This is a genomic window from Vibrio sp. B1Z05, from assembly GCF_052955985.1.
In genome coordinates this window covers 1,264,875-1,289,048 of the sequence record NZ_CP130463.1, presented here as the reverse complement: position 1 = coordinate 1,289,048, position 24,174 = coordinate 1,264,875, and the positions used below count along the sequence as shown (strand labels likewise).

The following is a 24,174-nucleotide window of genomic DNA, read 5'->3' as shown; positions in this document are numbered from 1 at the left end:
CCGTATTCCTATGTCAGGTTTTCCAAGCACTGTTTTAGTTCGCCAGACAAGGTAAACCAACGTTTACTCATCTGTTTTATTTTGCTGCTTGGCACGTGGTGGATACTATCAAACTGTTGATAACATTCATAAATTTTAAGGCCAATACTCAACTGTTTGGCTATTTTTTGATAAGCTACAATTTCCCATTTTTGTACAAAGGTGTTTGAGATAACAACCGTTTTACCTTTTTTGAGTGCCTTGACGGTTTGTGACTGACACCAAGCATGCGCCTCACTCAATTGATTGGCATTAAACTGATAGTTTTCATCATTGCTGTCAGTGAAAAACATATCGGCCTCTAAATGCACTCCTGCGCATTGCTGGCAGAGTTTTTTTGCCAAAGTGGATTTACCTGAGCCAGGTAAACCGCGAACCAGAATAAGTAACTGCAATGTACTGATGTTCCTTTTAATTTTGGTTATCGCAAAACCATACCTTGATTATTTTAGCCAATGCGCGCCGTTGGCTTCGCTAACTACCGCTCATTTTACGAAAAATATTGTAATAAACGATAAAGGTCAGTGTTTCTTATAAGAAAAATGTTTAGGCTTATGGTGTAATTCGTTAAGCTAAGCGCCTACAAGCTAACGCTGAACCGTCAGCTAAATCAAGGAATTAAATATGCTAACTAAATGGGCAAAGCGCTTTTATCAAATGTCAAAACTGGTCGCTTCTTGGAGTAAAGACCCTTCAACTCAAGTTGGCGCCGTAATCACAAAACACAATCGAATCGTTTCTGTTGGCTTTAATGGCTACCCGCACGGGATTGCCGATAGCGCCGAAACCGATGATCGTGACATGAAATACTTAAAAACCTTACATGCTGAAGAAAATGCGATTTTGTTTGCTAAGCGAGATCTTGATGCATGTGAAATATGGGTCACGCACTTTCCTTGTCCAAATTGCGCAGCAAAGATCATTCAAACCGGCATCTCTGTCGTACACTGTCCAGAACAAGATCCCGATTTTCTTTCCCGCTGGGGTGATAAAATCAAAGTCAGTGAGGACATGTTCAATCAAGCCGGTGTAGACATTGATTGGCTAGCAAAAAAAGAACTGAGCGACCAGTCTCTCAGCCTTTAAATCTAAATCAAGCTTCTATTTAAGCCTCTTTTTCTACACAGAAATTGAGGCTTTTTAGTACCTGCTCACACTTTATCCTACTTAGCGAATACTGATCTCCCTTTGCTTTGCTCGTGACAGCGTCACTATAAAATAAGACTATTTACAAGTAACAAACTCACTTTCACTTTCCGCTAACCCTAAAAACAGCGTAGTATTGCGCCCCTAGAAAAAATCGAAGCAACTTGTTGTGTAAATAGGCAACGTCTACGCTTATAGCGAACACAGTATATGTTCAAACACAGTCTCTGCAAGATGTTCGAGAACAATGCATGACTTTTCGGTAACTTGTTATTTTATAATCAATATTTATAACAGCGTTATCGAGCATTTTATATTTAGGAATTGCCACGGTTTAGCGCCGATGGTATGTGCTTATCCCTTAATAAACCAATCGGATATCAATGAAATCACACACTCGCCGAGCCTTAGGCATCGAGCTTTTTAGAATGACATGGCCAATGATCTTTGGCGTACTCTCTTTAATGAGCTTTCAACTCATAGATTCTGCATTTATTGCACAATTAGGTGTACTGCCCTTGGCAGCCCAAGGTTTTACCTTACCTATCGGTCAATTAATTATTGGCGTACAAGTAGGATTGGGGATTGCAACTACCGCTGTCATCGCCCAAACCTTAGGCGCAGCTGAAACTGACAAAGCCAAACAGCTTGGTGGATTAATTTTAACGGTTGGCAGTATAGGCTGCGCTATCATTTGCTTACTGTTATACCTAGTTCGCACGCCTTTACTTAGTTTATTAGGCGCAACCCAACAAATCATGCCGATCATCGATACTTATTGGATTGTCTGGCTTGCTAGTGCGTGGGTCGGTGCAGTGTTGTACTTCTTATACAGTGTTTGCCGAGCCAATGGGAATACCCTATTGCCTGGTATCATGATGGTCGTAACCAGCTTGCTCAATGTGGCTCTTGATCCACTGTTTATTTTCTACTTTGATATGGGCATTCACGGTGCGGCAATTGCCACCATTTTGTCCTTTAGTATTGGCATTGTTTATGTGATCTATCACACCCGTAATAAGGGTTACTACACTTTCAATTGGAATGGGTTGCATATAAAACAAAGCGTAATGTCACTTCTGGCGATCATGATGCCTGCGATGACCAGTCAACTTATGCCTCCTTTAGCGGCTATGCTATCCACTAAATTACTTGCCTCATATGGCACGGCTGCGGTGGCAGCTTGGGCTCTAGGAAGTCGCTACGAGTTCTTTGCTATCGTTTCTGTACTCGCCCTTACTATGTCAATGCCACCAATGATTGGTCGCTATTTAGGCGAGAAAAATAGCGTTAAAATCACCGCACTGGTTAAGATTGCGAGTGGGTATATTCTTTGCTCACAAATTGTCATTGCCTTACTGACTTTACTTATTTCAGGTCAACTGTCAGCACTAATGTCGGGAGAGCAAAGTGTTGGTTCAATTTTAAATATGCATTTGACCATTATTCCATTGAGCTTGGCACCTCTAGGTATTTGCATCTTGTTGGTTTCAGTATCAAACGCATTAGGTCAACCAATGAAAGCGCTACTTATCTCGTGTTGTCGTTTGTTTGTGTTCTTCTTACCTTGCTTATACTTAGGCGCTTATCTAGGAGGACTGTTTGGACTCTTTATCGGCGCCGCCATCGGTAACTCTTTCGCCGGCTTATTTTCATGGTATCACTACCGCAAAACGATACTTTTGTTGCAAAAAAAATGGAGCCATTAGGCTCCATCTATCGATTTTTTATGTTGAAGAAGTTATTTAAAGTTGGCTTCTGTCACCAAGATGACGCCACCTTTAGTCACTTCATACAATTTAGCATCTTCTTCTGGGTTCTCACCAATAACAGTGCCATCAGGAATGATAGCGTGGTCGCCAACAATCACTTTAGTTAAGCGACAGTTTTTACCAATAACCACTTCAGGCAAAATCACACAATCTTTGATGACTGAGCCTTCTTCAATGCGACAGTTAAATGCCACTAATGAATGATTGATTTCAGCGCCAGAAATCACCGTACCGGCAGACAGTACTGAATCTACTGCAAAACCTTTACGACCTTCATCATTGAAGATGAATTTTGCGCCCGGACGTTGCTGCTGCTGCGTAATCACAGGCCAAGAATGGTCGTACAGATCCAATTCTGGTTCTGGAGCCACAAGGTCCATGTTTGCCGCATAGTACTCATCCAAGTCACCTACATCACGCCAGTAACCATTGTGGCCTGGGTGACTCTCTGTGAACACGTAACCATTAACTTTTGCGCGCTCTAAAAGGTTAGGAATAATGTTGTGACCGAAATCGTGGTTATACGTAGGGTCTAGTAATGCGTCGTTTAATTCTTTATCTAGAATATCCGCATTAAAAATGTAAATGCCCATAGAAACCAATGCTTTGCTTGGATCTTTCGGGTGTGGCGTTGGGTTTTCTGGCTTCTCATCAAACTTAACGATACGTCCGTTTTCATCCAGTGACATTACACCAAAAGACGACGCTTGCTCGATAGGTTTTTTGATACACGCAACCGTCACATCTGCACCACTTTCCGCATGGAAGTTAAGCATGCGAGAGTAATCCATTTTGTAGATATGATCGCCACCAAGGATTAAGACTTGTTCGCACTTACGTCTGCGAATTAAATCCAAGTTTTGATAAACCGCATCAGCAGTACCACGATACCAAGTTTCACCAGTACGTTGCTGTGCAGGAATAATGGCAACACCTTCATCCAGTGTAGAGTTGGTCATAAAGCCCCAACCTTTTTGCACGTGATCAATCAAATCATGTGCCATAAACTGAGTTAAAACGCCAACACGGCGAATACCAGAGTTTATACAGTTTGAAAGTGTAAAATCGATAATTTGGTATTTTCCACCAAAAGAAACCGCTGGTTTAGCAATTTCTTTTGTCAATCCCTTGAGGCGAGTACCTTTCCCGCCTGCTAGCACTAATGCTACTGTATTTCGTACTAGCTTGTTACTCGACAAATGCGAGTAATTGTTATTATGTTCCGTCATTTATGGGGGCCTCTAACATTGAACTAATATAATTAAGTAATAATAAATTAAGATCGACACTCGGCTTTTAGAAGCTCTAATTTTACGTCGTTAGATAATAGTAAATTAAACAGTTAAAATATGTATGCGTGATTTCACACTTTTTGAGAAATCAAACTTAGCTACTGCATATACGCGACACAGATCACAACATGCGTTAATTTTAATCTCATTTAGTGAAACCTATCACATAACAGTTACCTATAACTACAATAATTTACATTTTCTTTATCACTAAAACTGATAATTCTTCTGCCATGTTTATAGCTTTATGGCATTAAGTCAATACAGTAAAATGTAACTGAATAATATTGAACATTAGAATTTAGTTATTACACTAATACTTTGTTTCTCCGATATTTAAGTTACATTATGATGAAATTAAACTTCATTTAAATCTCATATTTCGACTCTTCGAATGCAATACATTCATACAGTTTATAATATATTGTTAAGTTAATAATAAAGGTCTTATTAGTGCGTTTTACAAAAAAAATCACCACTCTCGGCGTCTGTTTGCTCATTTTATCCGGTTGTGATAATCAACCGGAAAGTCCTGAATATATGGCTTCAGACTCCCTAGCGCCGTACATGCAATCTAACTACCAAGACTATTTACGCCAAACTCATCAATGGTTAGAGCAGCATCGAGTGTATGTAACCAATGACAAAGACACTGAATTAAACACGGTAATGCCATTTGAACTTGTGCCCGAGCATCCAAACGGACAAGGGGTATTGCTGGTGCATGGTTTAGGTGACTCACCTTATTTCTACCATGACATTGCTCCAGTTTTGGCCGCTGACGGTTTTCTGGTACGCGTTATTTTGTTACCCGGTCACGGAAGTAAGCCTGCAGATTTATCTTTACCTGAGTTAGAAGATTGGCAACAAGCCGTTTCCCACCAATATCAATTGTTGAGTAAAAAAGTAAATGGAGTTTGGTTAGGCGGGTTTTCTACCGGAGCCAACTTAGTGACAGCCCTTGCCTATCAGCAACCGCAAATAAAAGGTCTATTGCTGTTTTCTCCTGCATTCAAGCCAAGAAACGCCCTTACTTTCCTTTCACCTTTAGCCAGTAAATTTGTCAACTGGGAAAGTAAGGTAAAAGAAGACAATTACACTCGCTACAACTCCTTACATATGAAAGGCGCTGCCACCTACTACGGCACATCTAAACTGGTTAGGGAGGACTTAGAACGCCAACCCTATGCCAAACCAACCTTTATGATGCTCAGTGAAGCAGATGAAACCATCGATTCTCAATTTGCAGTGAATACGTTCAGTCAGCAATTTACCAATTTAAACAGTGAAGTACTTTGGTTTGGTGAGACTCAGTTTGACGACCCGCGTATTACCTCATTTTCGATGCATTTGCCTCAGCAAAAAATTCTAAGCGCTTCGCACGTATCATTGGGTTTCTCTCCCAACAATCCGATCTATAAACGAGATGGGAAAGTACGCTTTTGTTTCCACCAGCAACCGGTCGATTCACCAAAAGACTGCACTAAAGTTGCCAGTGACCAAGTATGGTTCGCCGCTTATGGGGATGGTGATGAGTCGATGGTAAGGGCTCGCACCAGCTGGAACCCTTATTTTGCACAAAGCATGCACAAAATGAGTGAATTTTTGCAGCGTAGCTCGTCGACTAACGACTAATTAATAATAGTGAGTTGCTCGTCAACATAATGGGTAGCACAAGGTTTAACAATCAGTGCTGCCCTTTGTTTTAACTCTACATTGGCATTGGGGAACACGATTCGACCTTGCTCAATAGGCATGCTTAACAGCTGATTTCCATCTTTGCCTAGCACTTCATTTATCGCAAAGCTTGAAAAGTTGGCAAGCGCTTTATCAAAATACAATTCAAACTCTTGATGTTGACGATAGATAGAACAATTCACCTCATAGAAAATCATTGCCGAATCTTCCGCTCTAATGAGTTCAGATGGCTCGCATTGAATGAGGTTGATTAACGCTTGATTGAACTCACGCAACTTCTGTTTATCGTTACAGCCAAATTTTGCGACCTGCCCAAGCTCAACGGTAGCCGCTTGCGCGCCAAACTTGCTAGCACTATACCAACTAAAGGTGCTAGACGGCTCATCAGAAAGTAAGAGTGCCTCAATGCGTCCACGTTGCATGAACTCGATAAACTCTTTACTGCGGGTAGCATAAGGTGATTGCGGGATAATAGAAAAAGTATAGTGTTTGGAAGCTCGAATAGAGCAATGCATGTCTAGATGCCAACGTGCTTGCATTGACGTCCCTAGCCAAAATCGGCTTACACAAGCTTTTAAATCATCAGCAATGGCTAGCTCTAAAGATTCAGGATAGCTCTGCTCGCCAAACAAGCGATTAAGATTGGTATCAATGAAGCGCTGCTCGGCAACAATCGATTGGGGATGCGCGATAATCAGCAGTAAATGATGTACGGGCATTAATTGTTGCTCTTCTATCAAGCTTGCCAACGTATCAACCATTTCTATAGGCGCAGTTTCATTGCCGTGTATCGCACTAGAAATGACGATATGTTTGCTATTTTGACCCTCATTTTGCTTAACACGCTCATTTTGTCTAGATAGCGCCGGAGTTATCTGCAATATCCCTGTTTGCAACAATTCCATTTTAACGCCATTACCTAAAGTAACGGCTCGAGGTGAATTGGGATTAGGTTGCAGAGTCTCTTGTAAAAATGAAGATTCAAATAATGTTTTTGCCATAGACTGCCCTTCCTTAGCTGTTTATGTTTACGTAACATTGATATAACATCATACCCAAACTTGCTTCTGATAACAGAAGATTAATAGGCATTCTTTATGACAATCACAAAGCCAAACATTATCTTAGCGGGAGGGACAGGTTTAATTGGGCAGGCCGTCATCGATTATCTCGCCCTGCACCTTGAACTTATCGATACCTTGTACCTTCCAACACGAAGCCCTATTGCCGCTCAACATAGTCGGTTTATTGCCCTATCCAATGAAGTGTTTTTTACCCTAGAAGAACCTATCGCCGAGCTAGGCATCATCTGTTTGGGCACTACCAAGAAACAAGCCGGCAGTGCGCAAGCCTTATACCGTGTTGACCATGATTTGGTGCTTAAATTTGCTAAGCAGATGCAAGCACTTGGCGTGCGCAAACTGGCGGTGGTCTCAAGTTTTGGCGCAAATCCTAATTCCCTATCCCACTACCTAAAATGCAAAGGCGAAATGGAACGAGGTGTCTCGCAACTTGGGTTTGAACAGCTAATTTTTGCCCGCCCGGGGCCACTTGTTGGCGCGCGTTCAACCCCTAGGCGCGATGAGATAATGGTGCAAAAGCTACTCAAGGTGGTGAGCCCAATAATGTTAGGCCCATTGCAAAATCTGCGGCCTGTGCAAGCCGACGATGTTGCCAAATATTTAATTCAATCACTTTGCCAAGAGTCGCATACATCTAATACAACCATCGCCCACTACCGACAACTGACTAACTTTTAAGACAGTCGCGCTCAATGCAGGCGCGGTTGCCTTTAATATAAGCGCTTACATTACTTTCCGCACCTAGATGGCGTTACTGGTTTGCTATACGCTTAACGCAATGGTCTAATAACCGACAACACTCTGATCTTTGGATATTTTTATGCACACGGAGCAATCCACCTTTTTCTTTTTCGACTATGAGACTTGGGGCGTGAACCCAGCCAAAGACAGACCATGTCAATTTGCAGGGGTGCGCACCGACGCGGATCTCAATGTAATTGGTGAGCCTTTAGTGATCTATTGCCGACCACCAGCGGATTATCTGCCCAACCCTGAAGCGGCGTTAGTGACCGGAATTACCCCGCAAAAGGCGATGCAAGAAGGCTTATCCGAACCTGAGTTTATCACCGCTATTCATAATGAAATGAGCCGCCCAAACACTTGCACCCTTGGCTACAATAGCGTTCGTTTCGATGATGAAGTGACTCGATATACCTGTTATCGCAACTTTATTGAACCTTATGAGTGGAGCTACAAAAATGGCAACTCTCGTTGGGATTTATTAGATGTTATGCGCGCTTGTCATGCGCTGCGTCCTGAAGGTATCAATTGGCCAGAAAACGATGACGGCAATACCAGTTTCCGCTTAGAGCACCTGTCGGTGGCAAATGGTATTGAACACAGCAATGCTCACGATGCGATGGCCGATGTGTATGCTACGATTGAGTTGGCCAAAAAAGTAAAACAGTTTCAACCTAAGCTGTTTGATTTCTTTTTTAAACACAGAGGCAAGCAAAAGCTCAATGCGTTGGTGGATATTGTCACCATGAACCCTTTGGTGCATGTCTCTGGCATGTTAAGCAATGAGCACTTAAAAGCAACCTTAATCGCTCCTATTGGTTGGACTCCAACTAAAGCCTTAATTGCCATTGATCTTACCCAAGATATCTCGCCTTTGATTGAACTTTCCGCCGATCAAATCAAACAACGTTTGTACACCAGACGTAGCGAGTTAGCTGAAGGTGAATTGCCTATTCCCGTCAAATTAGTACATCTTAATAAGTGCCCTATTTTGGCGCCGCTTGGAGTATTAACCGCCGAAGCAGAGCAGCGTACCCAACTCAATAGAGAACAATGCATCCAAACCCAACATCGCTTGTTACAACATCCTGAAATACGCGAAAAGTTGGATGCCGTTTTCTCTCAAAACCGTGAGTATGCCGCAAATAACAAAGTGGATGAGCAGCTTTACGATGGCTTTTTCTCACCGGCAGATAAAGCGCAAATGCGAATTATCCGAGAAGCTGAGCCGGAAGTGTTAGGAGCATTAGATATTCAAGTTTCTGATCCGCGGATCATGCCCTTGCTGTTTAATTATCGTGCGCGTAATTTCTTTCATACTTTAACCGATCAAGAACAAAAACAATGGCTTCGCCAATGTCGAGATATGTTTGAAAACGAATTACCTAATTACATGTTAAACTTAGAAAACCTAGGTTCTCAATACCAAGACGACGAACAAAAAATGAAAATTTTAAAAGCCGTCTATCACTATGTTCAAAAGTTGGTTTCCTGATTTATGATAAACAAAGCTTTTTTCTATTTTCTTAGTGCAGCATTAATTGCTGCCTCTCTTGCGTTAGGTAATTGGTTACAAGAGTTTTTTGCTCTTTCAGTTCCGGGAAGCGTCATTGGCTTATTGATTCTGTTTATTGGCTTGGTCAGTGGCATTGTCAAGCCTCACTGGGTTCAACCTAGCGCCTCATTACTGATTAAATACATGATTTTATTGTTTATTCCAATCAGTACCGGCTTAATGATTCATTATCAGATCCTTATCGACAATGCGTTAGCTATCGTAGTTAGTACAGTATTAGGGACTCTTTTTGTTCTGTGCATTTTGTCGTTAACACTCGATAAACTGCTAAATGAGGACCGATAATATGTGGTTACTACTGAGCATTATCGTTTACTTCATTGCAAAATTTATTGCCAAAAAAGCCAATAACCCTTTGGCAAATCCTCTATTGATCAGTATGGCGATTCTTATCCCATTCTTACTGATCTTTAAAGTACCTTACCAACAGTACTATGAAGGCAACCAAATCATCCAACACCTGCTACAACCTGCCGTTGTTGCACTAGCCTATCCACTTTACGAACAGCTCAATGAAATTCGCGCCAAATGGAAGTTAATTCTAACCACTTGTGTCATTGGCAGTTTAGGCTCGATGCTAACCGCAGGTACACTAGCAGCCATGCTAGGTGCAGACTCGCAACTGTTGGCTAGCATGATGGGTAAATCAGTCACCACCGCTATCGCAATGCAGGTGTCAACTGAGCTTGGCGGCGAACCCGCTGTAGCCGCAATTTTGGTACTGTTAGCAGGACTTACCGGGTCATTATTTGGCTATCCAATTTTTAAAATGCTAAGTATTAAACACCCTATCGCAAAAGGGTTGAGCATGGGCACTTGTAGCCACGCGTTAGGCACAGCGACTGCGTTTGATAATAATCAAAAAGATGCAGCGTTTAGCTCATTGGCCTTGGTGCTTTGTGGCGTTATCACCTCTTTGCTGGCCCCCTTTGTCATGGCGTTAATGTTGCATCTTATTTCCTGATTAGGTTGAAACGCAGCCTATTACAACGGGCAAGATCAAATCGCTTTTAAAAACACAATCTATGTGAACGAAACCGTTTACCTTGGTAACGGTTTCACTTTTATTTAGCCAAATCCATTATCCTTACAAAACAAAGCAAGCATTCATACACTCGCAATATAGATTACTGAATGCTGTCATCTACACTCGATACACTATATTCGCCCTATCACTATTAGGAACGAGCAATGAATCCACGTTTTAACCAACTCTACGATAACCTTCCTTCTGCGCATGTTGACACGTTCAAAGGCATTTTTGATTCAGCTTCTTTCGATGGTGTACTCAGTCCGCAACAAGTCCAGCAATTGCAACAGTGCACCTCTTTAGACGAACAAGCATTAAAAGTGACACTGTTACCTTTTGCTGCCGCCTTTTCGATTGCGCCTATATCAAAATTCAACGTCGGCGCGATTGTGAAAGGATCCTCTAACAGCTTGTATTTTGGCGCTAATCTTGAGTTTAGTAATGTACAGCTAGGGCAAACAGTGCATGCTGAACAATCAGCCATTAGCCATGCATGGATGAAAGGTGAACAAGAAATTGTTGATATCACTATCAATTTTAGCCCTTGTGGACACTGTAGACAGTTTATGAACGAGCTAACAAGCGCTCAGCACCTTACAGTGCAACTGCCTGCCGCCGATGCTAAGAGCTTGCAAGAATATTTGCCAGAATCGTTTGGGCCTAAAGATTTGGGGGTTGAGTCTGGACTCATGTCGCCAATTAATCATGGCTTTTCAAGCGCGAACGACGACCCACTTCTTGTTGAAGCAATTACCGCACTGAACAAAAGTCATGCGCCTTATACTAAAAACTACAGCGGTGTGGCTATTGAGACGCTTGATGGCACGACTGTGCACGGCAGTTACGCGGAAAACGCAGCATTTAATCCAAGCCTCCCACCACTGCAGGTGGCATTAGTACAACTGCAAATGCGAGGTATCGATTTTTCGCACATTAAACAGGTTGCGCTTGCTGAAATTAATGATGCCGCTATGTCGCACCTTGCCGATACGCAAAATACCTTGGAAGCGATAAATCCCGATATTGCGCTTACTTACATTGCGTTAGACGTATAATTTGCACAAAATTTCTTCGCATAAAAACACCATAGCGTCAGTTATGGTGTTCTCATCAAAATTTACCAAATATCGACAGGCAAACGATTGCGCTCAATAAAAAAATGAGTATTATCAGCTAAAAAAATCATAATCTTAAAGGAACGACTATGTTGGGTACGGCAACAGCACCAAGTGCAACTAAAGTTTTATTACTCGGCTCTGGTGAGCTAGGTAAAGAAGTGGCCATTGAATGCCAACGTTTAGGTATTGAAGTTATCGCTTGTGATAAATACGACAATGCCCCAGCCATGCAAGTTGCTCACCGCAGCTACGTACTTGATATGCTAGATGGCGATGCTCTGGCTAAGATAGTCGAGCAAGAGCAGCCGACTTATATTGTTCCTGAAATCGAAGCGATTGCGACTGATACTCTAGTTGAGCTTGAAAAGAAAGGCACCACCGTCGTACCTAACGCTCGCGCGACCCAACTGACAATGAACCGTGAAGGCATCCGTCGCCTTGCGGGTGAAGAATTGCACCTAACCACCTCTGAGTATCGTTTTGCTGATACCTTTGAGGAGTTCTCGCAAGCTGTAGAAGAAGTTGGCCTACCGTGCGTGGTTAAGCCTGTAATGAGCTCATCAGGCAAGGGACAGAGCGTTATACGCACTACTGACGATGTACAGACAGCATGGGACTACTCTCAAGCTGGCGGTCGCAGTGGTGAAGGCCGCGTGATTGTTGAAGGCTTCATTGATTTTGATTATGAGATCACCCTACTGACAGTACGTGCTGTCGATGGTGTTCACTTCTGTGCGCCAATTGGCCACCGTCAAGAAGATGGCGATTACCGTGAGTCTTGGCAGCCACAACAGATGTCAGAAGTGGCTATCAAAGCCGCTGAGTACGTTGCAGAGCAAATCGTCAATGCACTAGGTGGCTACGGCATCTTCGGCGTAGAGCTGTTTATTAAAGGCGATAAAGTGATCTTTAATGAAGTCTCACCTCGCCCGCATGATACCGGTATGGTGACTATGATCTCTCAAGATATGTCTGAGTTTGCCCTGCACGTGCGTGCATTTACCGGCAGCCCAATCAATAAGATCAGACAAACCGGGCCGGCAGCTTCCGCTGTGATTCTTGGTCAAGGCACTTCAACTAATCTTTCTTACACTGGCATCGACGAAGCCGTTGCTAATCCTGATACGCAAATTCGCCTATTTGGTAAGCCTGATATCGATGGTCGCCGCCGCTTAGGAGTGATTTTAACTCGCGCCAAAGACACTACGTTAGCCGTCCACTCGGCAACGAGCGCCGCTAAGAAAATCAAAATTAACTACTAACGCTTAGTAGTTTTAGCTGACACTAGATACTAAAAAAGAGGTCTTAAGACCTCTTTTTTGTTAAACCGCTAAATATTTAAACTGTTAATGAGCAACGTATTATTTTACGTCGTCTTTTTTCAGCTCTTCAACGCGAGCTTTCAGCTTCTGACCGGGTCTAAATGTGACCACGCGACGTGCGGAAATAGGTATATCTTCCCCTGTTTTTGGGTTTCGTCCAGGACGTTCTTTCTTTTCCCGTAGATCAAAGTTACCGAATCCAGATAGTTTTACCTGTTCGCCACTTTCGAGTGATTTCCGAATTTCTTCAAAAAACACTTCCACGGTTTCCTTGGCATCCCGTTTACTATACCCAAGATTTTCAAACAGGTTTTCAGCCAAATCGGCCTTGGTAAGCGCCATAAAACTTCCCTCAAAGCTAGATGAATCAATAGCTACGCAGGAGTTAATCCCTCCACGATTTCAAACTCAATGAAACCTTACGTTAGCTCCTAAAATTTGTCTCTACAATCAACTACATATTGATGACTCGTTCGAAAGTGTATGACAAGGTTTTCACTTTCGCCAACTTTTTTCTAAATAAAATTTATAAGAATTAGACACTTAGAAAATTCAACTACATTTACGTTAAATTTTATAATTAAAGGCTACTTAATTATAAGTAAAGATTACAAAAAAGTGTCATATTTTCAGTAATTTCAGTCGGTTGTTCTACTATGTTAATAAGGAATATTGGTAAAGACAGATAAGCTGAGGTAATGATTTTAATGGTTTCATTACACAAATTGGCGATAAAAGTTGTTGGAAAAGGAATTTCATGACCGCATTATTTTCACCTTTTAAAGGTTATTTTAAGCTCTGTTTTAGTAGCATAATTGCACTCTCTACCCTCGCCTGCTCCAGTGGTTCTAGTGAACAAAATACACTGACTAGCGCGACATTAAGTAACCCCAATATTGCACGAATATATTTCAATGAAGGTCAAACGAGCACCGAATACACATTACATGTTTGGAACACCGAAGCATGTTCTGGCTATCAAAGTGACGACACAGAATGGAATTATGGGCTAGAACCTGCCGGCCGTGATCCTGATTATGGGCTGTATTGGGATATCCCTATCGAAGCCGACGCAAGTTGCGTTAATTTTACGCCGCACAGTTTTGATCCTACTTATCAAACATCCCACTTAAAGCTGATATTCGCAAAATCGCCTTCAGCAGGCGCTAAGGTAGGCTACGTGTTCAAAGATACTAATCGTGTTTTTTATACTCCGTCAAAAACTCTGCCTAAATCCTCTATTGCTCTACAGGGTGCCAAAGCACATTGGATTACACCTTCGTTGATATTGCTTCCTATTGAAACTGACCAAGCTCAACTGGTCATTGCGCCAAAAGGAGGAATGAGTGTTAACGAACAAGAGGATCTAATTGAGGGAGCTTCTATCACTCTCGCGCTTGTTGAAACTAACGAGGATTCATGGAAACAGCAATATCCTCACCTTGCAACGCAGTTTAAAGCTTACCAGATACAACATAAGGAGTCTGAACACTCAATTGATCATTTGATTCGTGGTCAGATCTGGGTGGCCAGTTATAATCAGGGCGATAAAGATGCGAATAACTTATCTAAATTACAATCCGTAACCAGAGTGCAAACTGCATCATTATTAGATGCCTTGTATGCTGAACAAACAAAAGATCTTCAATTTGGCGCCGTATTTAATAGTGAGACAAACACCACTGCATTTCGTGTTTGGGCGCCTACTGCACAACAAGTTAAACTCATCCCGTTTAACCAACAGATGCAGGCTGATACACCGATTCTCATGCGTCGTGATTATGCATCAGGTAGTTGGTTTGTTGAATACGCCAACCTTGGGCACGGAGATTTTTATCATTATCAAGTGACTCTGTTTCATCCTAGTTCAGCAAAAATAGAAACCGTGTCAGTTACTGACCCTTATTCGTTAAGTCTTTCTACCAATTCTCAGCATAGCCAAGTGGTCGATCTTAATCACCCCAGGTTAAAGCCTGCTGGTTGGGATGAATTGCGCGCGCCTATAGCGCAGAAAAATCCCGCATCTTTTATAATTTATGAAACTCATGTACGAGACTTCTCTGCCCTTGATCTCTCCACAATCGAAGCACATAGAGGCAAATACCTTGCTTTTACTGACAATAATTCATTACCTGTAAAACATTTAAAGTCACTGTCACGGCGTGGAGCGAGTCACTTACATTTATTACCCGTGTTTGATATTGCCACTATCAATGAAGAAATCACTGAAATTGCCGATATCAATCAGCCGTTTAAAACCCTTTGTCAGACCAATCCACAGCTGCTGCGTCATGCCGATTTTTCTTTATACTGCGAAAGCTCCCTAACAGGAATACAAGTACTGCAACAGCTCAAAAACAAAGACAGTTCAACAACGCCACTAGTACAAGAGTTAACCGGTATCATCGCTAACAACGACAGCTACAATTGGGGCTATGATCCCTTTCATTATTCAACACCTGAAGGATCGTATGCCACCAGTGCCAATGGCATGCAACGTATTTTAGAGTTTCGCACTATGGTTGCGGCAATTAAGTCTGATATAAAAATGAACGTCGTAATGGACGTGGTGTATAACCATACTCACGCCGCAGGCCTTGCTGACAAATCAGTGTTGGATAAAATTGTCCCTAACTACTATCACAGACTGCACCCTACCACTGGAGAAGTTGAACAGAGCACCTGCTGCGCCAACACCGCTCCAGAGCGAGCCATGATGGAAAAACTGATCACAGATTCCATCTTGGTTTGGACAAAAGATTATAAAATCGACGCATTTCGCTGGGATCTTATGGGACATCATCCAAGATCGCAGATATTAGCCTCATTAGATGCTGCCAAAGCCATCAATCCAGATGTCTATTTTTATGGTGAGGGCTGGGATTTTGGCGAAGTCGCCAACGATAAAATGTTCAAGCAAGCGTCACAACTCAATTTATACGGCACGGGTATAGGATCATTTTCCGATCGCATGCGTGATGCAGTGCGTGGCGGTTCACCCTTTGATCAATCAACACAGTTAAGAGCATCGCAAGGGTTTGGTAATGGCGCTTTTGTCTATCCCAATGAGCAAAATGCGGTAAGTGAAACCCAAGCTAAGCATCTTGCCGATCTCGTGCGCCTTGGTATGGCAGGTAATTTACGTGATTATCCGATGCAAGATAGTCAAAATCGTTCAATTACCGGCGCTGAGTTAAATTACAACAACCAACCTGCCGGTTATGCCAAAGATGCGTGGGAAACCATCAATTACGTTGAAAAACACGACAATCAAACCCTATGGGATAACCTGCAATATAAAGCACCTTTTGATGCAGATCTTAATACTCGCATCCGCATGCACACAGTGAGTTTAGCTACTGTCATGTACGGGCAAAATGTGGTTTTTCATCATATGGGCAGTGAATTACTGCGCTCAAAATCAATGCAAAGAGATTCGTACAATTCAGGGGATTGGTATAACAAAGTCGATTTTACAAAGCAGTCTAACAACTGGAATATTGGATTACCGAGCGCCGACAAAGATAAAAGCAATTGGCAAACGATTGAAAGCATCTACGAAAACACCCAAGGCAAAGTGGAACTTTCGACTCGCGATATGATTAAAATGGAACGCTACTTCAAGGAAATGATGGAAATTAGAGCCAGTAGCCCACTCTTTACCTTAGGTGACGGCAGAGAAATCATTCAACGAGTTAAATTCCACAATACCGGTTCAAAGCAGATCCCTGGACTTATCATAATGAGCATCGATAACCGAGCCCCATTTGAAAATATCGACTCTGAGCGTCAAAGACTGCTTATCGTAATCAACGCCCGCAACGATCTACAAACCATAAACCAACTGGACATGAGTCAATTCAAATTACACCGCTACCACCAGCAACTAGGCCCCTTCTCACTATCCCAAGGCACCGAACTTATAGACAACATCGCCATAATCCCAGCCTGGACAGCCGCCATATTCGAACAACGTTAATTGCGGGGTCAGGTCTTGAAATTTGCATGCAAATTTCAAGACCTGACCCCCATTCCAACATATCTAGGCATCGATTGAATTTGGCGACACCAACGCTGCACCGCAGGATATCGATTGAGATCAAATCCACCTTCGTCAGCAATATGACTGTAGGCATACAAAGCAATATCGGCTATCGTTATTTCATTGCCAACAAGGTATGTCGTCTGACTCAATTGATTGTCCATTAACTGCAGAGCTTTATTTCCCCCTGCTTGAAGAGAAAAATATTCATCCCTTCTTTCCTCTGGCATGCCTAGATACTTTTGAATAAAACGCGCAACCGCAATATACGGTTCATGGCTGTACTGCTCAAAGAACAGCCATTCATAGACTTTAGCTTTCTGAAAGCTATCAAGGGGTAAAAGAGAGGTACCTTCGGCAAAGAAGCCTAAAATGGCGTTAGATTCACATAAATAACGCCCGTCATCCAATTCCACCGCCGGGATTTTTCCATGCGGAAATTTCGCCAAGAAAGAATCTGTTTTTGACTCACCATTTAAGATATCAACATGGATCCACTCATGTTTAATCTGCAAAAACGACAATAACATCTTAACTTTCAAGCAATTCCCAGATTGCAGATCTCCATATACTTTCATTATCTATTCCTTTATAGAGGGACGGTTTTATTGCGGGGTCAGGTCTTGAAATTTGCATGCAAATTTCAAGACCTGACCCCGCACTTTTCTACGATAAGGTAGGTGTGAAGTTCGGGATATTGGTCAAATTCGAGGTGGCGAATAACGCATCCTAATTCTAGGAATAAGTTCAAAAAACCGTTAGTACCAAGGGATGAATAATAGACTTCAGGTCCCATTACACTATTTGTATGGTGGCCTTCTTCGGTTAAACCGCCAAAGGAAAAGATGAACACAGCACCTTCATTTAAACTTGCCACGATCTTGCTTATGACATTGCGTTGCTCGGCAAGAGGTATGTGCCAAATGCTGTCCCATGCAGTGATGAAATCGTACTTGTCTTTTAATTCAATCTCACAGATATCAGCATGCGTAAACTCAACGTTTGGATGTCTTTTCCCAGCAACTTTTAGCATTTTAGACGATATATCGATACCCGAAGGCGTAAAGCCTTCCTCTAAAAGCAACTCTATAAAACGTCCTGTACATCCACAGCCAATATCTAATGCTTTTCCTTTATTGCGCGTAAATGAGATAGCTTTTTTATGCTGTTCGATGCCATTTGAGCGATCAAATGTCTCGCTTTCCCATAAGTGCGTAATTTGATCGTAAGCTTTTTCTATTAGCGAAGGTTTCATTAGCCGTATCCTTACTGGCGTAGATGTGGAAGTTGTTTATATGGGACTATTTGTGATGATGCTACTCATACACTACATGGAAACGCCCTAAGACCAATAACATATCATCCTTAGGCGTAATATTGAGCTCTGCACATTCATCAGAAAAGAACTGCCAATGGGTTTCTCGCCAAGAAGCTAACGAGCGATCTCCTTCTCCTTCGGCAAAGGCAAACTCAGCAGTCACTTCGTTATATCGGCATGTTTCCACTGAGTCTATTTCAACAATACAAACGGGGTGCTGTTGCCAATTAAGCACAACTTGCAGGTGTCCTACACTTGGCATTGGCTCTTCATCAGAGTCATACCAAGCAGCCAAACTGCATGTTGCCGTTTTTACGCCAGTACGAATCAGTTCTGCACATACATTGGCATTCTCTTCATCGCCGCAAAAATAATCAGAGCTGAATGAGCTATATTTCTCACGCTCCAACTCCGACAATGAACTCAGATATTGATTTAGATACTGCTGAGATTGTTCATCCATGAAACATTGTCCTAGATATAAAGGGGGTCAGGTCTTGAAATTTGCACGTTCACCACATCACTACTTTGTATGAGTTTATATGAACGTAAAGACAACTGATTTAGCTCACTTTCTTAAAGTAAGATTTACCTGTATCAGTATCTTTAACCTCATCCGCAAACTTTTTGCAGAATGCATGACCGGCAACATTATCGCTATCAACATTTAAGGTAATAGAAAACGAGTCAATGCTGTTACGTGATAAGCCATTTTTCAACTCAGCTAATGCTTTTTCAAGTACCGCAGTCGCATGGCCTTGTTGACGAAACTTGTGAAAAGTAGCCACTTCCACTTCTAAACTAAGATTATCTACTGCAGATTCTTTTACCGTAGCAACACAAAGCGCTTTTACGCGAGTGCCCGAGGCCATTAATGCGTAGGTGTAACGAGTTTCCCCTTCAGGTTGATCCAAATAAACTAACATATCTGAATTCAATTCACCTTTTGCAACATCAATGCGGTTCGTGTTTAACGCTTTTTGAAACGCACTAAATGTTAATTCGGCTGTGTTTTGCTCGCTCATTACAATTCCTTAAATACAAGAGAAACTCTATTATGCCACTTAATATATATGGGGTCAGGTCTTGAAATTTGCATAATTAATTCTCTTTAAAATTGAAGAAACATCGCATTGCTATCAGTCTATGCAAATTTCAAGACCTGACCCCGCGTTATCTATCGATACAGGCTAAATTTTTTGGTGAACTCACGAAGCTCTTCAGTGTTGCCAAACAATGAAATACCTAAGTACTCTAAATCAGCTTCTGCTGTGTCGTTTGTGACTTGTTGCTGAATCTCTGAGCCACCATCAATCATTGTGCTTGTGAAATCGACAAACTTAATTCCTCTGGCAAGCGCTTCTTCTCTTACCTTTCTGATTTTATTAGAGTTATCAGCTTTAAGTACAATAAATGGGAAATGCGATAAGTTAGGGTGAATATTGCCGTCTTTATCATGGTAATCAACATAAGCCGTTTCACTGGCATTCAGACTATTTGATAATCCGACACTGATGTGACCTAACACATTTAACGTTCGTCCTAGGTCCATTTTTTTATTTAGTACTGCGATAAATCTACGGCTATTTTCTTCTGCAAATTCTGACATTGTGTTCCTTTTACCTTTGTTCTGACTACCTTTCTAGGCAGTTTACTTCTTAAATAGAATATTTCTAACTATTTGATAGATATACATTTAACTTAATTTTCGCAGCATATATGGCAATAAGTTTTGAAACGCTGCAAATTTCAAGACCTGACCCCGCAACTATCGGTGGTTGAAGTGGTGGTGGGCGGAGTCGGAGATGTCGCAACCTAGGTATTGTCTTGAGAGGTTGTTGGCTGCGATTAGGGTTGCGCCGGAGCCGAAAAAGGCATCCGCGACGACTTCGTTTTCTGATGAGCTTTGTTTGATCAGAACTTCTAGTAGTTCGACCGGTTTTTCAGTTGGATAGCCTCGCCACACGCGTTTGTGTTGTAACACATCAGGGATGCTTAAATCGTTGAGTTTTCGTTTGCCTTTTTCGAAAAATAGAATGAATTCATAGCGTGCGCGATAGTGATAACCCATGCCAATGGCGCATTTATCCCACACAATTGGCTTCCAAAATTTAAAGCCTAATTGTTCTGCGATGGGTTTAACGATGAACATGGTTTCTTGGTCGCAGAACAGATAGAAATGCGAGTTTTTCTTTAAGACGCGATAGATTTGCGTAAACAACTCTTCAAAACGCGTATTCGGAAAAATACCAAACCACTGATTACTGGACGATTTGCTTTCTTTCAGTCGTGTTGTAGTGCCAATTTTTCGATATTTTTCCAAAGACTCATAAGGTGGATCTGTGATAAAAAGATCGACGCTGGCATCTGGCAAAGTCTTCAACCACTCTACGGCATCCATTTGATAAATTTGAGACATGAAACCGTCCTAAAAGCTAAAGCGAATACGCTAGCATAATCCTCACTTTTGATCAGGTCTAACAATAAAGGCTCTTTTTTATCAACGCGCTTTTATCAAACATAATGAATCATCTATCTCATTTTGGGCTTTACTGCTTTCTTGCCACCAGTAGTGGGTGGAAATAGGTTGTGAAAAATCAACAGATTGACCAATAAAAGGAGTCACTAATTCAATACTGGTCTTTTGCGCTTCACCGATAAGATCATTCACAGGCTCGTCCCATTGGTGCATAAATAACTCATAAGTAGACCAATGCACAGGGAAAAGTTTATCGCCTTGCACATCTAAATGGGCCTGCATGGTATGTGAGGCTTGCATGTGCCCCCATGCCTCTACTGGAAAGCGTTTGCCACCTTTTACGTTTGCGGCAACTTCCATAAATGTTAGGTCAAATGGGCCTAACTTGTCGCCAATGGCTTTGAAGTGCGCACCATAAGCGGTATCACCACTGTAAAATACACTGCCTGACTCTGCTTTAATAACCCAAGACGCCCATAACGTTTTATTGCCATCAAATAAGCCTCTTGCCGAGTTATGATTTGCAGGTGTGGCCGTTATCTGTACGCCATTTAATACCTGATCTTCCCACCAATCAAATTCTTGAATACTGTCAGGATTAATCCCCCACTTTTCTAGATAACGTCCCACTCCAAGTGGCACATAAAACATTACGTTTTTGCTTGCGTAATATCTGGCCGTTGACTCTTCCAAATGATCATAGTGATTATGAGAAATCAAAATCACATCCGGCAGTGGCAATGCTTCTTTGCTGACAGGCGCTGCAACATTGCGCTTAAAAAGCCGAGATGAAAAACGTGGGGCTGCGTATTCAAACACGGGATCGATTAAGATCCGCTGCTTGTCCACTTCAATAAACAGCGATGAATGCCCTAACCATGTCACGCGTAATGCTTGGCTTCGGCTTTGCAATTTATTGGTGTCTACGACTTGGTATGGCAAAGCATGTTTAGGTTTATATTGACTGCGGGTGCTGAAAAACTTCCACAATAAACCGAAGAAACTATCGTCTGTTTCCACTGAAGGTATGTTCGATTTTACTCGGCCATTCATAAATTGCGGCGAGTGTTCGATGCGGGTTTGACGTATTTGTTCGCTTTGTATGCGTCGTGCTCGCTTATCATCTAGCGTCAATCGAATGCTTTTAAAAATAGTATTCAATGATGAAATTAATTTTGAATTCATTAAGCTAGCCTCAAAAGTAAACAGTGGTGTATACTTTAAGCATACCCTTGAAAGCAGAAAAGTAAACATCATCGTTTACTTTTCTGCTTTCGCTCTCTCTAAAAGGAGCTGTTGTTATGGCTAAACTTGCTGAAATTAAACAAGAAAATATTATCTGTGCCGCTATCGAAATTTTTTCTGAAAAAGGGTTAGATCAAGCAAGTATGGAAGCGATTGCAAAAAAAGCAGCCGTATCAAAACGTACCCTTTACAAATATTACCCAACCAAAGAAAGCTTATTTTCTGTCATCATTGAGCGACTATTATCAAGTATTACAGTGCTCAGTGATATTGCCTTTGAGCAAAATAAATCACTCAGCGAGCAGCTAACCTGCATTGCAGAAAAAGAAGTCGAACTGCTTTGCTCAGCCCCCTTTATCGCCCTAACTCGCATGGTTATGCGCGAATGTATGGGTTCAAAAGCACTGGCGAATGTATTGATGGAGAAGCTTGAATCTCTTGAAAGCGCCTATGGAATGACACAATGGATTGAGCAAGGCATTAACGCTAAGCAATTGAAGGTAGAGCACCCAGCCATTGCTTCAGAGCAGTTTATTGCCAGTTTAAAATCAATCATTTTTTGGCCACAATTAATGGCACATACCCCACCACCAGATGTAGCTACGCAGCGCATTGTGATTAACTGTGCCGTGCAGCAGTTTGTGGCGACCTACCAGATAAAATAATCGGTTTATCTAGTGCCATTGTGCTAGAAAAGGCAGAGAATATGTCGAACTCTCACTGTAAAATCACTACCGACCGAACTCTACCCCATACAATACATCATTGATGCTTATCCAGCTTTGAGCACTTTAAAAACGAGCGCTTTAAAAACGGACGATTAATCCACAAATTCGTCCGTTTTCACTAACTTTGCCAGTAAGTCTGTCAACTGCTTAGATTCTTGCGCGGTGAGACTTTGTTGAAACTGCGCCGAAACGCTATCCACAATTGGCGCACATTCAACGACCGTTTGTTGCCCAAGTGGCGTCAAAGCCAATAGCTTCACTTTTTTGTTTGTTTCACTTTTGCTGGCTACGACTAACTCAAGCTTTATCGCATTATCCACTAAACGCTTTGTCACCGAGCGATGGCGTAACAACAAATCAGATAACTCTTGTTGTGTGAGCATGCCATTGGTGCTCAATACTTTAAGCGCCCCATACATTTCTAACGAGATATGCGATGCACTAGAGAGCTCAACCGCAATTTTTGAACGAAACTGTTTATAAGCAAACCCCATTAAAAACAATGGGTTTGAATCTAATTTATCAATGCCCGTGATTGACAAGGCTGTTTGATTTTCCATATATAATTCCTTGGCTGACGACTAACAATGCCAACACCATCAGCATTAATTCACCTCGAAAATAGGTGTCTTGCAAACCTAAATCCGTCGCTGATACATAAAGTTGTAAGGGTAACATAGTTCCCAGCATAGCTTCAGTATGTAACGCTTTAACCCCTGCTCTACTGCCGCTAATCCATACTGCAATCAACAGTACGAGCAGTGTCAAACCTATGATATAGACAAGGTTATGAACGTGCTCCCCAGCTAATAGCGCCACAAATACCATCGCCAAAGCACATCCACCAACGTGGGCATGCAAACAGGTTTTTACGATCATTTGATAAATGGCTTTTTCGCTTTGGGCTGCGGCAATGATCACCGGCATCATACAAAATGTGGCAGCAATTAAATTAACCATCATTAAAAATGCTAAACCTAACCCCAACATAACGACGTAGATAAGACGCTGCTGATAGGTCACTTTTTTAGCCTGCATAGGCGGTGGTGAACTGGCTTTTGGCGGTGACATAAAGAGCATGACAAAACGCACCACCACTATGGTGGTCACCATGCTAACGGCAATATCACGCACCCAGTGTGTCATAGGTATCGGTGCGTGCTGAGCAAACACAATCACTAAAAACCAGTTCAATAGCGGTATATAAATTTGCCCCAATTTAGCGGGAGTATCAGCCCAGCGTCTTGCACAATCAAACACCCACAAACTGATTCCCCAAACCACAAATGGATGTGAGCCAAACAGTTGATCCACCAATAATGCAACGCATGCTACGAGTAAGATGGGCAAGAATGCTTTTAATATCCCTTGCATAGAATAATCGTTAAGTTTGGTTGCCGCCATGACTGGATATAACGCCAGATAAGCCGCTATATCCAGTTGTAGCCACAATTGCGAAAGCATTCCTAGTGACACAATGGAAACCATCCATATCACTTCAGACCACTTAATATCACCACGTATAATATTACTCATTTCTGCCCCC

Annotated in this window: 24 protein-coding genes; 11 read left to right on the top strand and 13 right to left on the bottom strand. The window is 42.0% G+C overall.

Translation table 11 applies throughout. The features are described 5' to 3' along the window. Window positions 1-8: 8 nt before the first annotated feature. The gene (locus QV280_RS06015) at window positions 9-434 is read right to left on the bottom strand and encodes an ATP-binding protein (protein ID WP_152821013.1); all 426 of its coding nucleotides are present in this window, start codon (window positions 432-434) and stop codon (window positions 9-11) included. Window positions 435-663: 229 nt separating this feature from the next. Between QV280_RS06015 and QV280_RS06010 the strand changes: the two genes are divergently transcribed. Both QV280_RS06010 and QV280_RS06005 read left to right on the top strand, forming a co-directional pair. After that, window positions 664-1,125, top strand: coding sequence for a dCMP deaminase family protein (locus tag QV280_RS06010; RefSeq protein WP_023404166.1), 462 nt, complete (start codon window positions 664-666; stop codon window positions 1,123-1,125). 443 nt (window positions 1,126-1,568) lie between these two features. Beyond that, window positions 1,569-2,894, top strand: coding sequence for an MATE family efflux transporter (locus QV280_RS06005; protein ID WP_023404167.1), 1,326 nt, complete (start codon window positions 1,569-1,571; stop codon window positions 2,892-2,894). 32 nt (window positions 2,895-2,926) lie between these two features. Here the strand turns inward: QV280_RS06005 and glgC are convergent, their stop codons facing one another. Then, window positions 2,927-4,186 (bottom strand): glucose-1-phosphate adenylyltransferase, encoded by a 1,260-nt coding sequence (gene glgC / locus QV280_RS06000; RefSeq protein ID WP_152821015.1) that lies wholly within the window; start codon window positions 4,184-4,186, stop codon window positions 2,927-2,929. 516 nt (window positions 4,187-4,702) lie between these two features. On the opposite strand from glgC, the gene QV280_RS05995 reads away from it, so the two are divergent. Continuing rightward, window positions 4,703-5,884 carry an alpha/beta hydrolase gene (locus tag QV280_RS05995; protein WP_367869581.1) on the top strand — a complete coding sequence of 394 codons (1,182 nt, stop codon included), beginning with the start codon at window positions 4,703-4,705 and terminating at the stop codon, window positions 5,882-5,884. Here the strand turns inward: QV280_RS05995 and QV280_RS05990 are convergent. After that, window positions 5,881-6,948 (bottom strand): succinylglutamate desuccinylase, encoded by a 1,068-nt coding sequence (locus QV280_RS05990; protein ID WP_152821017.1) that lies wholly within the window; start codon window positions 6,946-6,948, stop codon window positions 5,881-5,883. The two genes, QV280_RS05995 and QV280_RS05990, sit on opposite strands and share 4 nt — an antisense overlap. Window positions 6,949-7,044: 96 nt before the next feature. On the opposite strand from QV280_RS05990, the gene QV280_RS05985 reads away from it, so the two are divergent. The 6 genes from QV280_RS05985 to purT all read left to right on the top strand — a co-directional run bounded on the left by QV280_RS05985 (window position 7,045) and on the right by purT (window position 12,756). Continuing rightward, window positions 7,045-7,707, top strand: coding sequence for a hypothetical protein (locus QV280_RS05985; protein WP_152821019.1), 663 nt, complete (start codon window positions 7,045-7,047; stop codon window positions 7,705-7,707). A 142-nt stretch (window positions 7,708-7,849) separates the two neighbouring features. After that, the gene (gene sbcB, locus QV280_RS05980) at window positions 7,850-9,265 is read left to right on the top strand and encodes an exodeoxyribonuclease I (RefSeq protein WP_023404172.1); all 1,416 of its coding nucleotides are present in this window, start codon (window positions 7,850-7,852) and stop codon (window positions 9,263-9,265) included. 3 nt (window positions 9,266-9,268) lie between these two features. Then, the gene (locus tag QV280_RS05975; RefSeq protein ID WP_023404173.1) at window positions 9,269-9,631 is read left to right on the top strand and encodes a CidA/LrgA family protein; all 363 of its coding nucleotides are present in this window, start codon (window positions 9,269-9,271) and stop codon (window positions 9,629-9,631) included. A 1-nt stretch (window position 9,632) separates the two neighbouring features. Next, on the top strand, window positions 9,633-10,310 hold the full coding sequence (locus QV280_RS05970; RefSeq protein ID WP_023404174.1) for a CidB/LrgB family autolysis modulator: 678 nt from the start codon (window positions 9,633-9,635) through the stop codon (window positions 10,308-10,310). A 227-nt stretch (window positions 10,311-10,537) separates the two neighbouring features. Further along, window positions 10,538-11,431, top strand: coding sequence for a cytidine deaminase (cdd, locus tag QV280_RS05965; protein WP_152821021.1), 894 nt, complete (start codon window positions 10,538-10,540; stop codon window positions 11,429-11,431). A gap of 149 nt (window positions 11,432-11,580) precedes the next feature. After that, the gene (gene purT / locus QV280_RS05960; RefSeq protein WP_152821023.1) at window positions 11,581-12,756 is read left to right on the top strand and encodes a formate-dependent phosphoribosylglycinamide formyltransferase; all 1,176 of its coding nucleotides are present in this window, start codon (window positions 11,581-11,583) and stop codon (window positions 12,754-12,756) included. Window positions 12,757-12,855: 99 nt separating this feature from the next. Here the strand turns inward: purT and ihfA are convergent, their stop codons facing one another. After that, on the bottom strand, window positions 12,856-13,158 hold the full coding sequence (gene ihfA, locus QV280_RS05955; RefSeq protein ID WP_021713209.1) for an integration host factor subunit alpha: 303 nt from the start codon (window positions 13,156-13,158) through the stop codon (window positions 12,856-12,858). Window positions 13,159-13,573: 415 nt separating this feature from the next. Between ihfA and pulA the strand changes: the two genes are divergently transcribed. Next, a complete protein-coding gene (gene pulA / locus QV280_RS05950; RefSeq protein WP_152821024.1) occupies window positions 13,574-16,795 on the top strand; it encodes a pullulanase-type alpha-1,6-glucosidase in 3,222 nt (1,073 codons plus the stop codon). Between the two features lie 35 nt (window positions 16,796-16,830). On the opposite strand, the gene QV280_RS05945 is transcribed toward pulA, so the two are convergent. From QV280_RS05945 to QV280_RS05915, 7 genes are all read right to left on the bottom strand, one after another. Further along, window positions 16,831-17,436: a glutathione S-transferase family protein gene (locus QV280_RS05945; RefSeq protein ID WP_152821026.1), complete on the bottom strand. Its 606-nt coding sequence runs from the start codon at window positions 17,434-17,436 to the stop codon at window positions 16,831-16,833. Between the two features lie 65 nt (window positions 17,437-17,501). Then, window positions 17,502-18,113, bottom strand: a complete 612-nt coding sequence (locus QV280_RS05940) for a class I SAM-dependent DNA methyltransferase (protein ID WP_152821028.1) — start codon at window positions 18,111-18,113, stop codon at window positions 17,502-17,504. Between the two features lie 61 nt (window positions 18,114-18,174). After that, window positions 18,175-18,639, bottom strand: a complete 465-nt coding sequence (locus QV280_RS05935; RefSeq protein ID WP_152821030.1) for an ASCH domain-containing protein — start codon at window positions 18,637-18,639, stop codon at window positions 18,175-18,177. Between the two features lie 100 nt (window positions 18,640-18,739). Continuing rightward, window positions 18,740-19,201: an N-acetyltransferase gene (locus QV280_RS05930; protein WP_023404180.1), complete on the bottom strand. Its 462-nt coding sequence runs from the start codon at window positions 19,199-19,201 to the stop codon at window positions 18,740-18,742. Between the two features lie 152 nt (window positions 19,202-19,353). Beyond that, a complete protein-coding gene (locus tag QV280_RS05925) occupies window positions 19,354-19,785 on the bottom strand; it encodes a DUF2000 domain-containing protein (protein ID WP_152821032.1) in 432 nt (143 codons plus the stop codon). A 159-nt stretch (window positions 19,786-19,944) separates the two neighbouring features. After that, on the bottom strand, window positions 19,945-20,595 hold the full coding sequence (locus QV280_RS05920; protein ID WP_152821034.1) for a DNA-methyltransferase: 651 nt from the start codon (window positions 20,593-20,595) through the stop codon (window positions 19,945-19,947). Window positions 20,596-20,676: 81 nt separating this feature from the next. Then, the gene (locus QV280_RS05915; protein ID WP_152821036.1) at window positions 20,677-21,840 is read right to left on the bottom strand and encodes an MBL fold metallo-hydrolase; all 1,164 of its coding nucleotides are present in this window, start codon (window positions 21,838-21,840) and stop codon (window positions 20,677-20,679) included. A gap of 116 nt (window positions 21,841-21,956) precedes the next feature. Here QV280_RS05915 and QV280_RS05910 point away from each other — a divergent pair, with 116 nt between their 5' ends. Beyond that, window positions 21,957-22,565: a TetR/AcrR family transcriptional regulator gene (locus QV280_RS05910; RefSeq protein WP_152821039.1), complete on the top strand. Its 609-nt coding sequence runs from the start codon at window positions 21,957-21,959 to the stop codon at window positions 22,563-22,565. A gap of 155 nt (window positions 22,566-22,720) precedes the next feature. Here the strand turns inward: QV280_RS05910 and QV280_RS05905 are convergent, their stop codons facing one another. Together QV280_RS05905 and QV280_RS05900 are read right to left on the bottom strand one after the other, a co-directional pair. Continuing rightward, a complete protein-coding gene (locus QV280_RS05905) occupies window positions 22,721-23,188 on the bottom strand; it encodes a MarR family winged helix-turn-helix transcriptional regulator (protein WP_023404185.1) in 468 nt (155 codons plus the stop codon). Further along, window positions 23,151-24,164 carry a DUF2955 domain-containing protein gene (locus tag QV280_RS05900; protein WP_023404186.1) on the bottom strand — a complete coding sequence of 338 codons (1,014 nt, stop codon included), beginning with the start codon at window positions 24,162-24,164 and terminating at the stop codon, window positions 23,151-23,153. The genes QV280_RS05905 and QV280_RS05900 overlap by 38 nt, the downstream gene beginning before the upstream one ends. Window positions 24,165-24,174: the final 10 nt, after the last annotated feature.

What these genes read in the sequence shown, in the direction of transcription:
- QV280_RS06010 (WP_023404166.1), top strand. Translation starts at nt 664, where the DNA reads ATGCTAACTAAATGGGCAAAGCGCTTTTATCAAATGTCAAAACTGGTC.
- QV280_RS06005 (WP_023404167.1), top strand. Translation starts at nt 1,569, where the DNA reads ATGAAATCACACACTCGCCGAGCCTTAGGCATCGAGCTTTTTAGAATG.
- glgC (WP_152821015.1), bottom strand. Translation starts at nt 4,186, where the DNA reads ATGACGGAACATAATAACAATTACTCGCATTTGTCGAGTAACAAGCTA.
- QV280_RS05990 (WP_152821017.1), bottom strand. Translation starts at nt 6,948, where the DNA reads ATGGCAAAAACATTATTTGAATCTTCATTTTTACAAGAGACTCTGCAA.
- QV280_RS05985 (WP_152821019.1), top strand. Translation starts at nt 7,045, where the DNA reads ATGACAATCACAAAGCCAAACATTATCTTAGCGGGAGGGACAGGTTTA.
- sbcB (WP_023404172.1), top strand. Translation starts at nt 7,850, where the DNA reads ATGCACACGGAGCAATCCACCTTTTTCTTTTTCGACTATGAGACTTGG.
- QV280_RS05975 (WP_023404173.1), top strand. Translation starts at nt 9,269, where the DNA reads ATGATAAACAAAGCTTTTTTCTATTTTCTTAGTGCAGCATTAATTGCT.
- QV280_RS05970 (WP_023404174.1), top strand. Translation starts at nt 9,633, where the DNA reads ATGTGGTTACTACTGAGCATTATCGTTTACTTCATTGCAAAATTTATT.
- cdd (WP_152821021.1), top strand. Translation starts at nt 10,538, where the DNA reads ATGAATCCACGTTTTAACCAACTCTACGATAACCTTCCTTCTGCGCAT.
- purT (WP_152821023.1), top strand. Translation starts at nt 11,581, where the DNA reads ATGTTGGGTACGGCAACAGCACCAAGTGCAACTAAAGTTTTATTACTC.
- ihfA (WP_021713209.1), bottom strand. Translation starts at nt 13,158, where the DNA reads ATGGCGCTTACCAAGGCCGATTTGGCTGAAAACCTGTTTGAAAATCTT.
- pulA (WP_152821024.1), top strand. Translation starts at nt 13,574, where the DNA reads ATGACCGCATTATTTTCACCTTTTAAAGGTTATTTTAAGCTCTGTTTT.
- QV280_RS05945 (WP_152821026.1), bottom strand. Translation starts at nt 17,436, where the DNA reads ATGAAAGTATATGGAGATCTGCAATCTGGGAATTGCTTGAAAGTTAAG.
- QV280_RS05940 (WP_152821028.1), bottom strand. Translation starts at nt 18,113, where the DNA reads ATGAAACCTTCGCTAATAGAAAAAGCTTACGATCAAATTACGCACTTA.
- QV280_RS05935 (WP_152821030.1), bottom strand. Translation starts at nt 18,639, where the DNA reads ATGGATGAACAATCTCAGCAGTATCTAAATCAATATCTGAGTTCATTG.
- QV280_RS05930 (WP_023404180.1), bottom strand. Translation starts at nt 19,201, where the DNA reads ATGAGCGAGCAAAACACAGCCGAATTAACATTTAGTGCGTTTCAAAAA.
- QV280_RS05925 (WP_152821032.1), bottom strand. Translation starts at nt 19,785, where the DNA reads ATGTCAGAATTTGCAGAAGAAAATAGCCGTAGATTTATCGCAGTACTA.
- QV280_RS05920 (WP_152821034.1), bottom strand. Translation starts at nt 20,595, where the DNA reads ATGTCTCAAATTTATCAAATGGATGCCGTAGAGTGGTTGAAGACTTTG.
- QV280_RS05915 (WP_152821036.1), bottom strand. Translation starts at nt 21,840, where the DNA reads ATGAATTCAAAATTAATTTCATCATTGAATACTATTTTTAAAAGCATT.
- QV280_RS05910 (WP_152821039.1), top strand. Translation starts at nt 21,957, where the DNA reads ATGGCTAAACTTGCTGAAATTAAACAAGAAAATATTATCTGTGCCGCT.
- QV280_RS05905 (WP_023404185.1), bottom strand. Translation starts at nt 23,188, where the DNA reads ATGGAAAATCAAACAGCCTTGTCAATCACGGGCATTGATAAATTAGAT.
- QV280_RS05900 (WP_023404186.1), bottom strand. Translation starts at nt 24,164, where the DNA reads ATGAGTAATATTATACGTGGTGATATTAAGTGGTCTGAAGTGATATGG.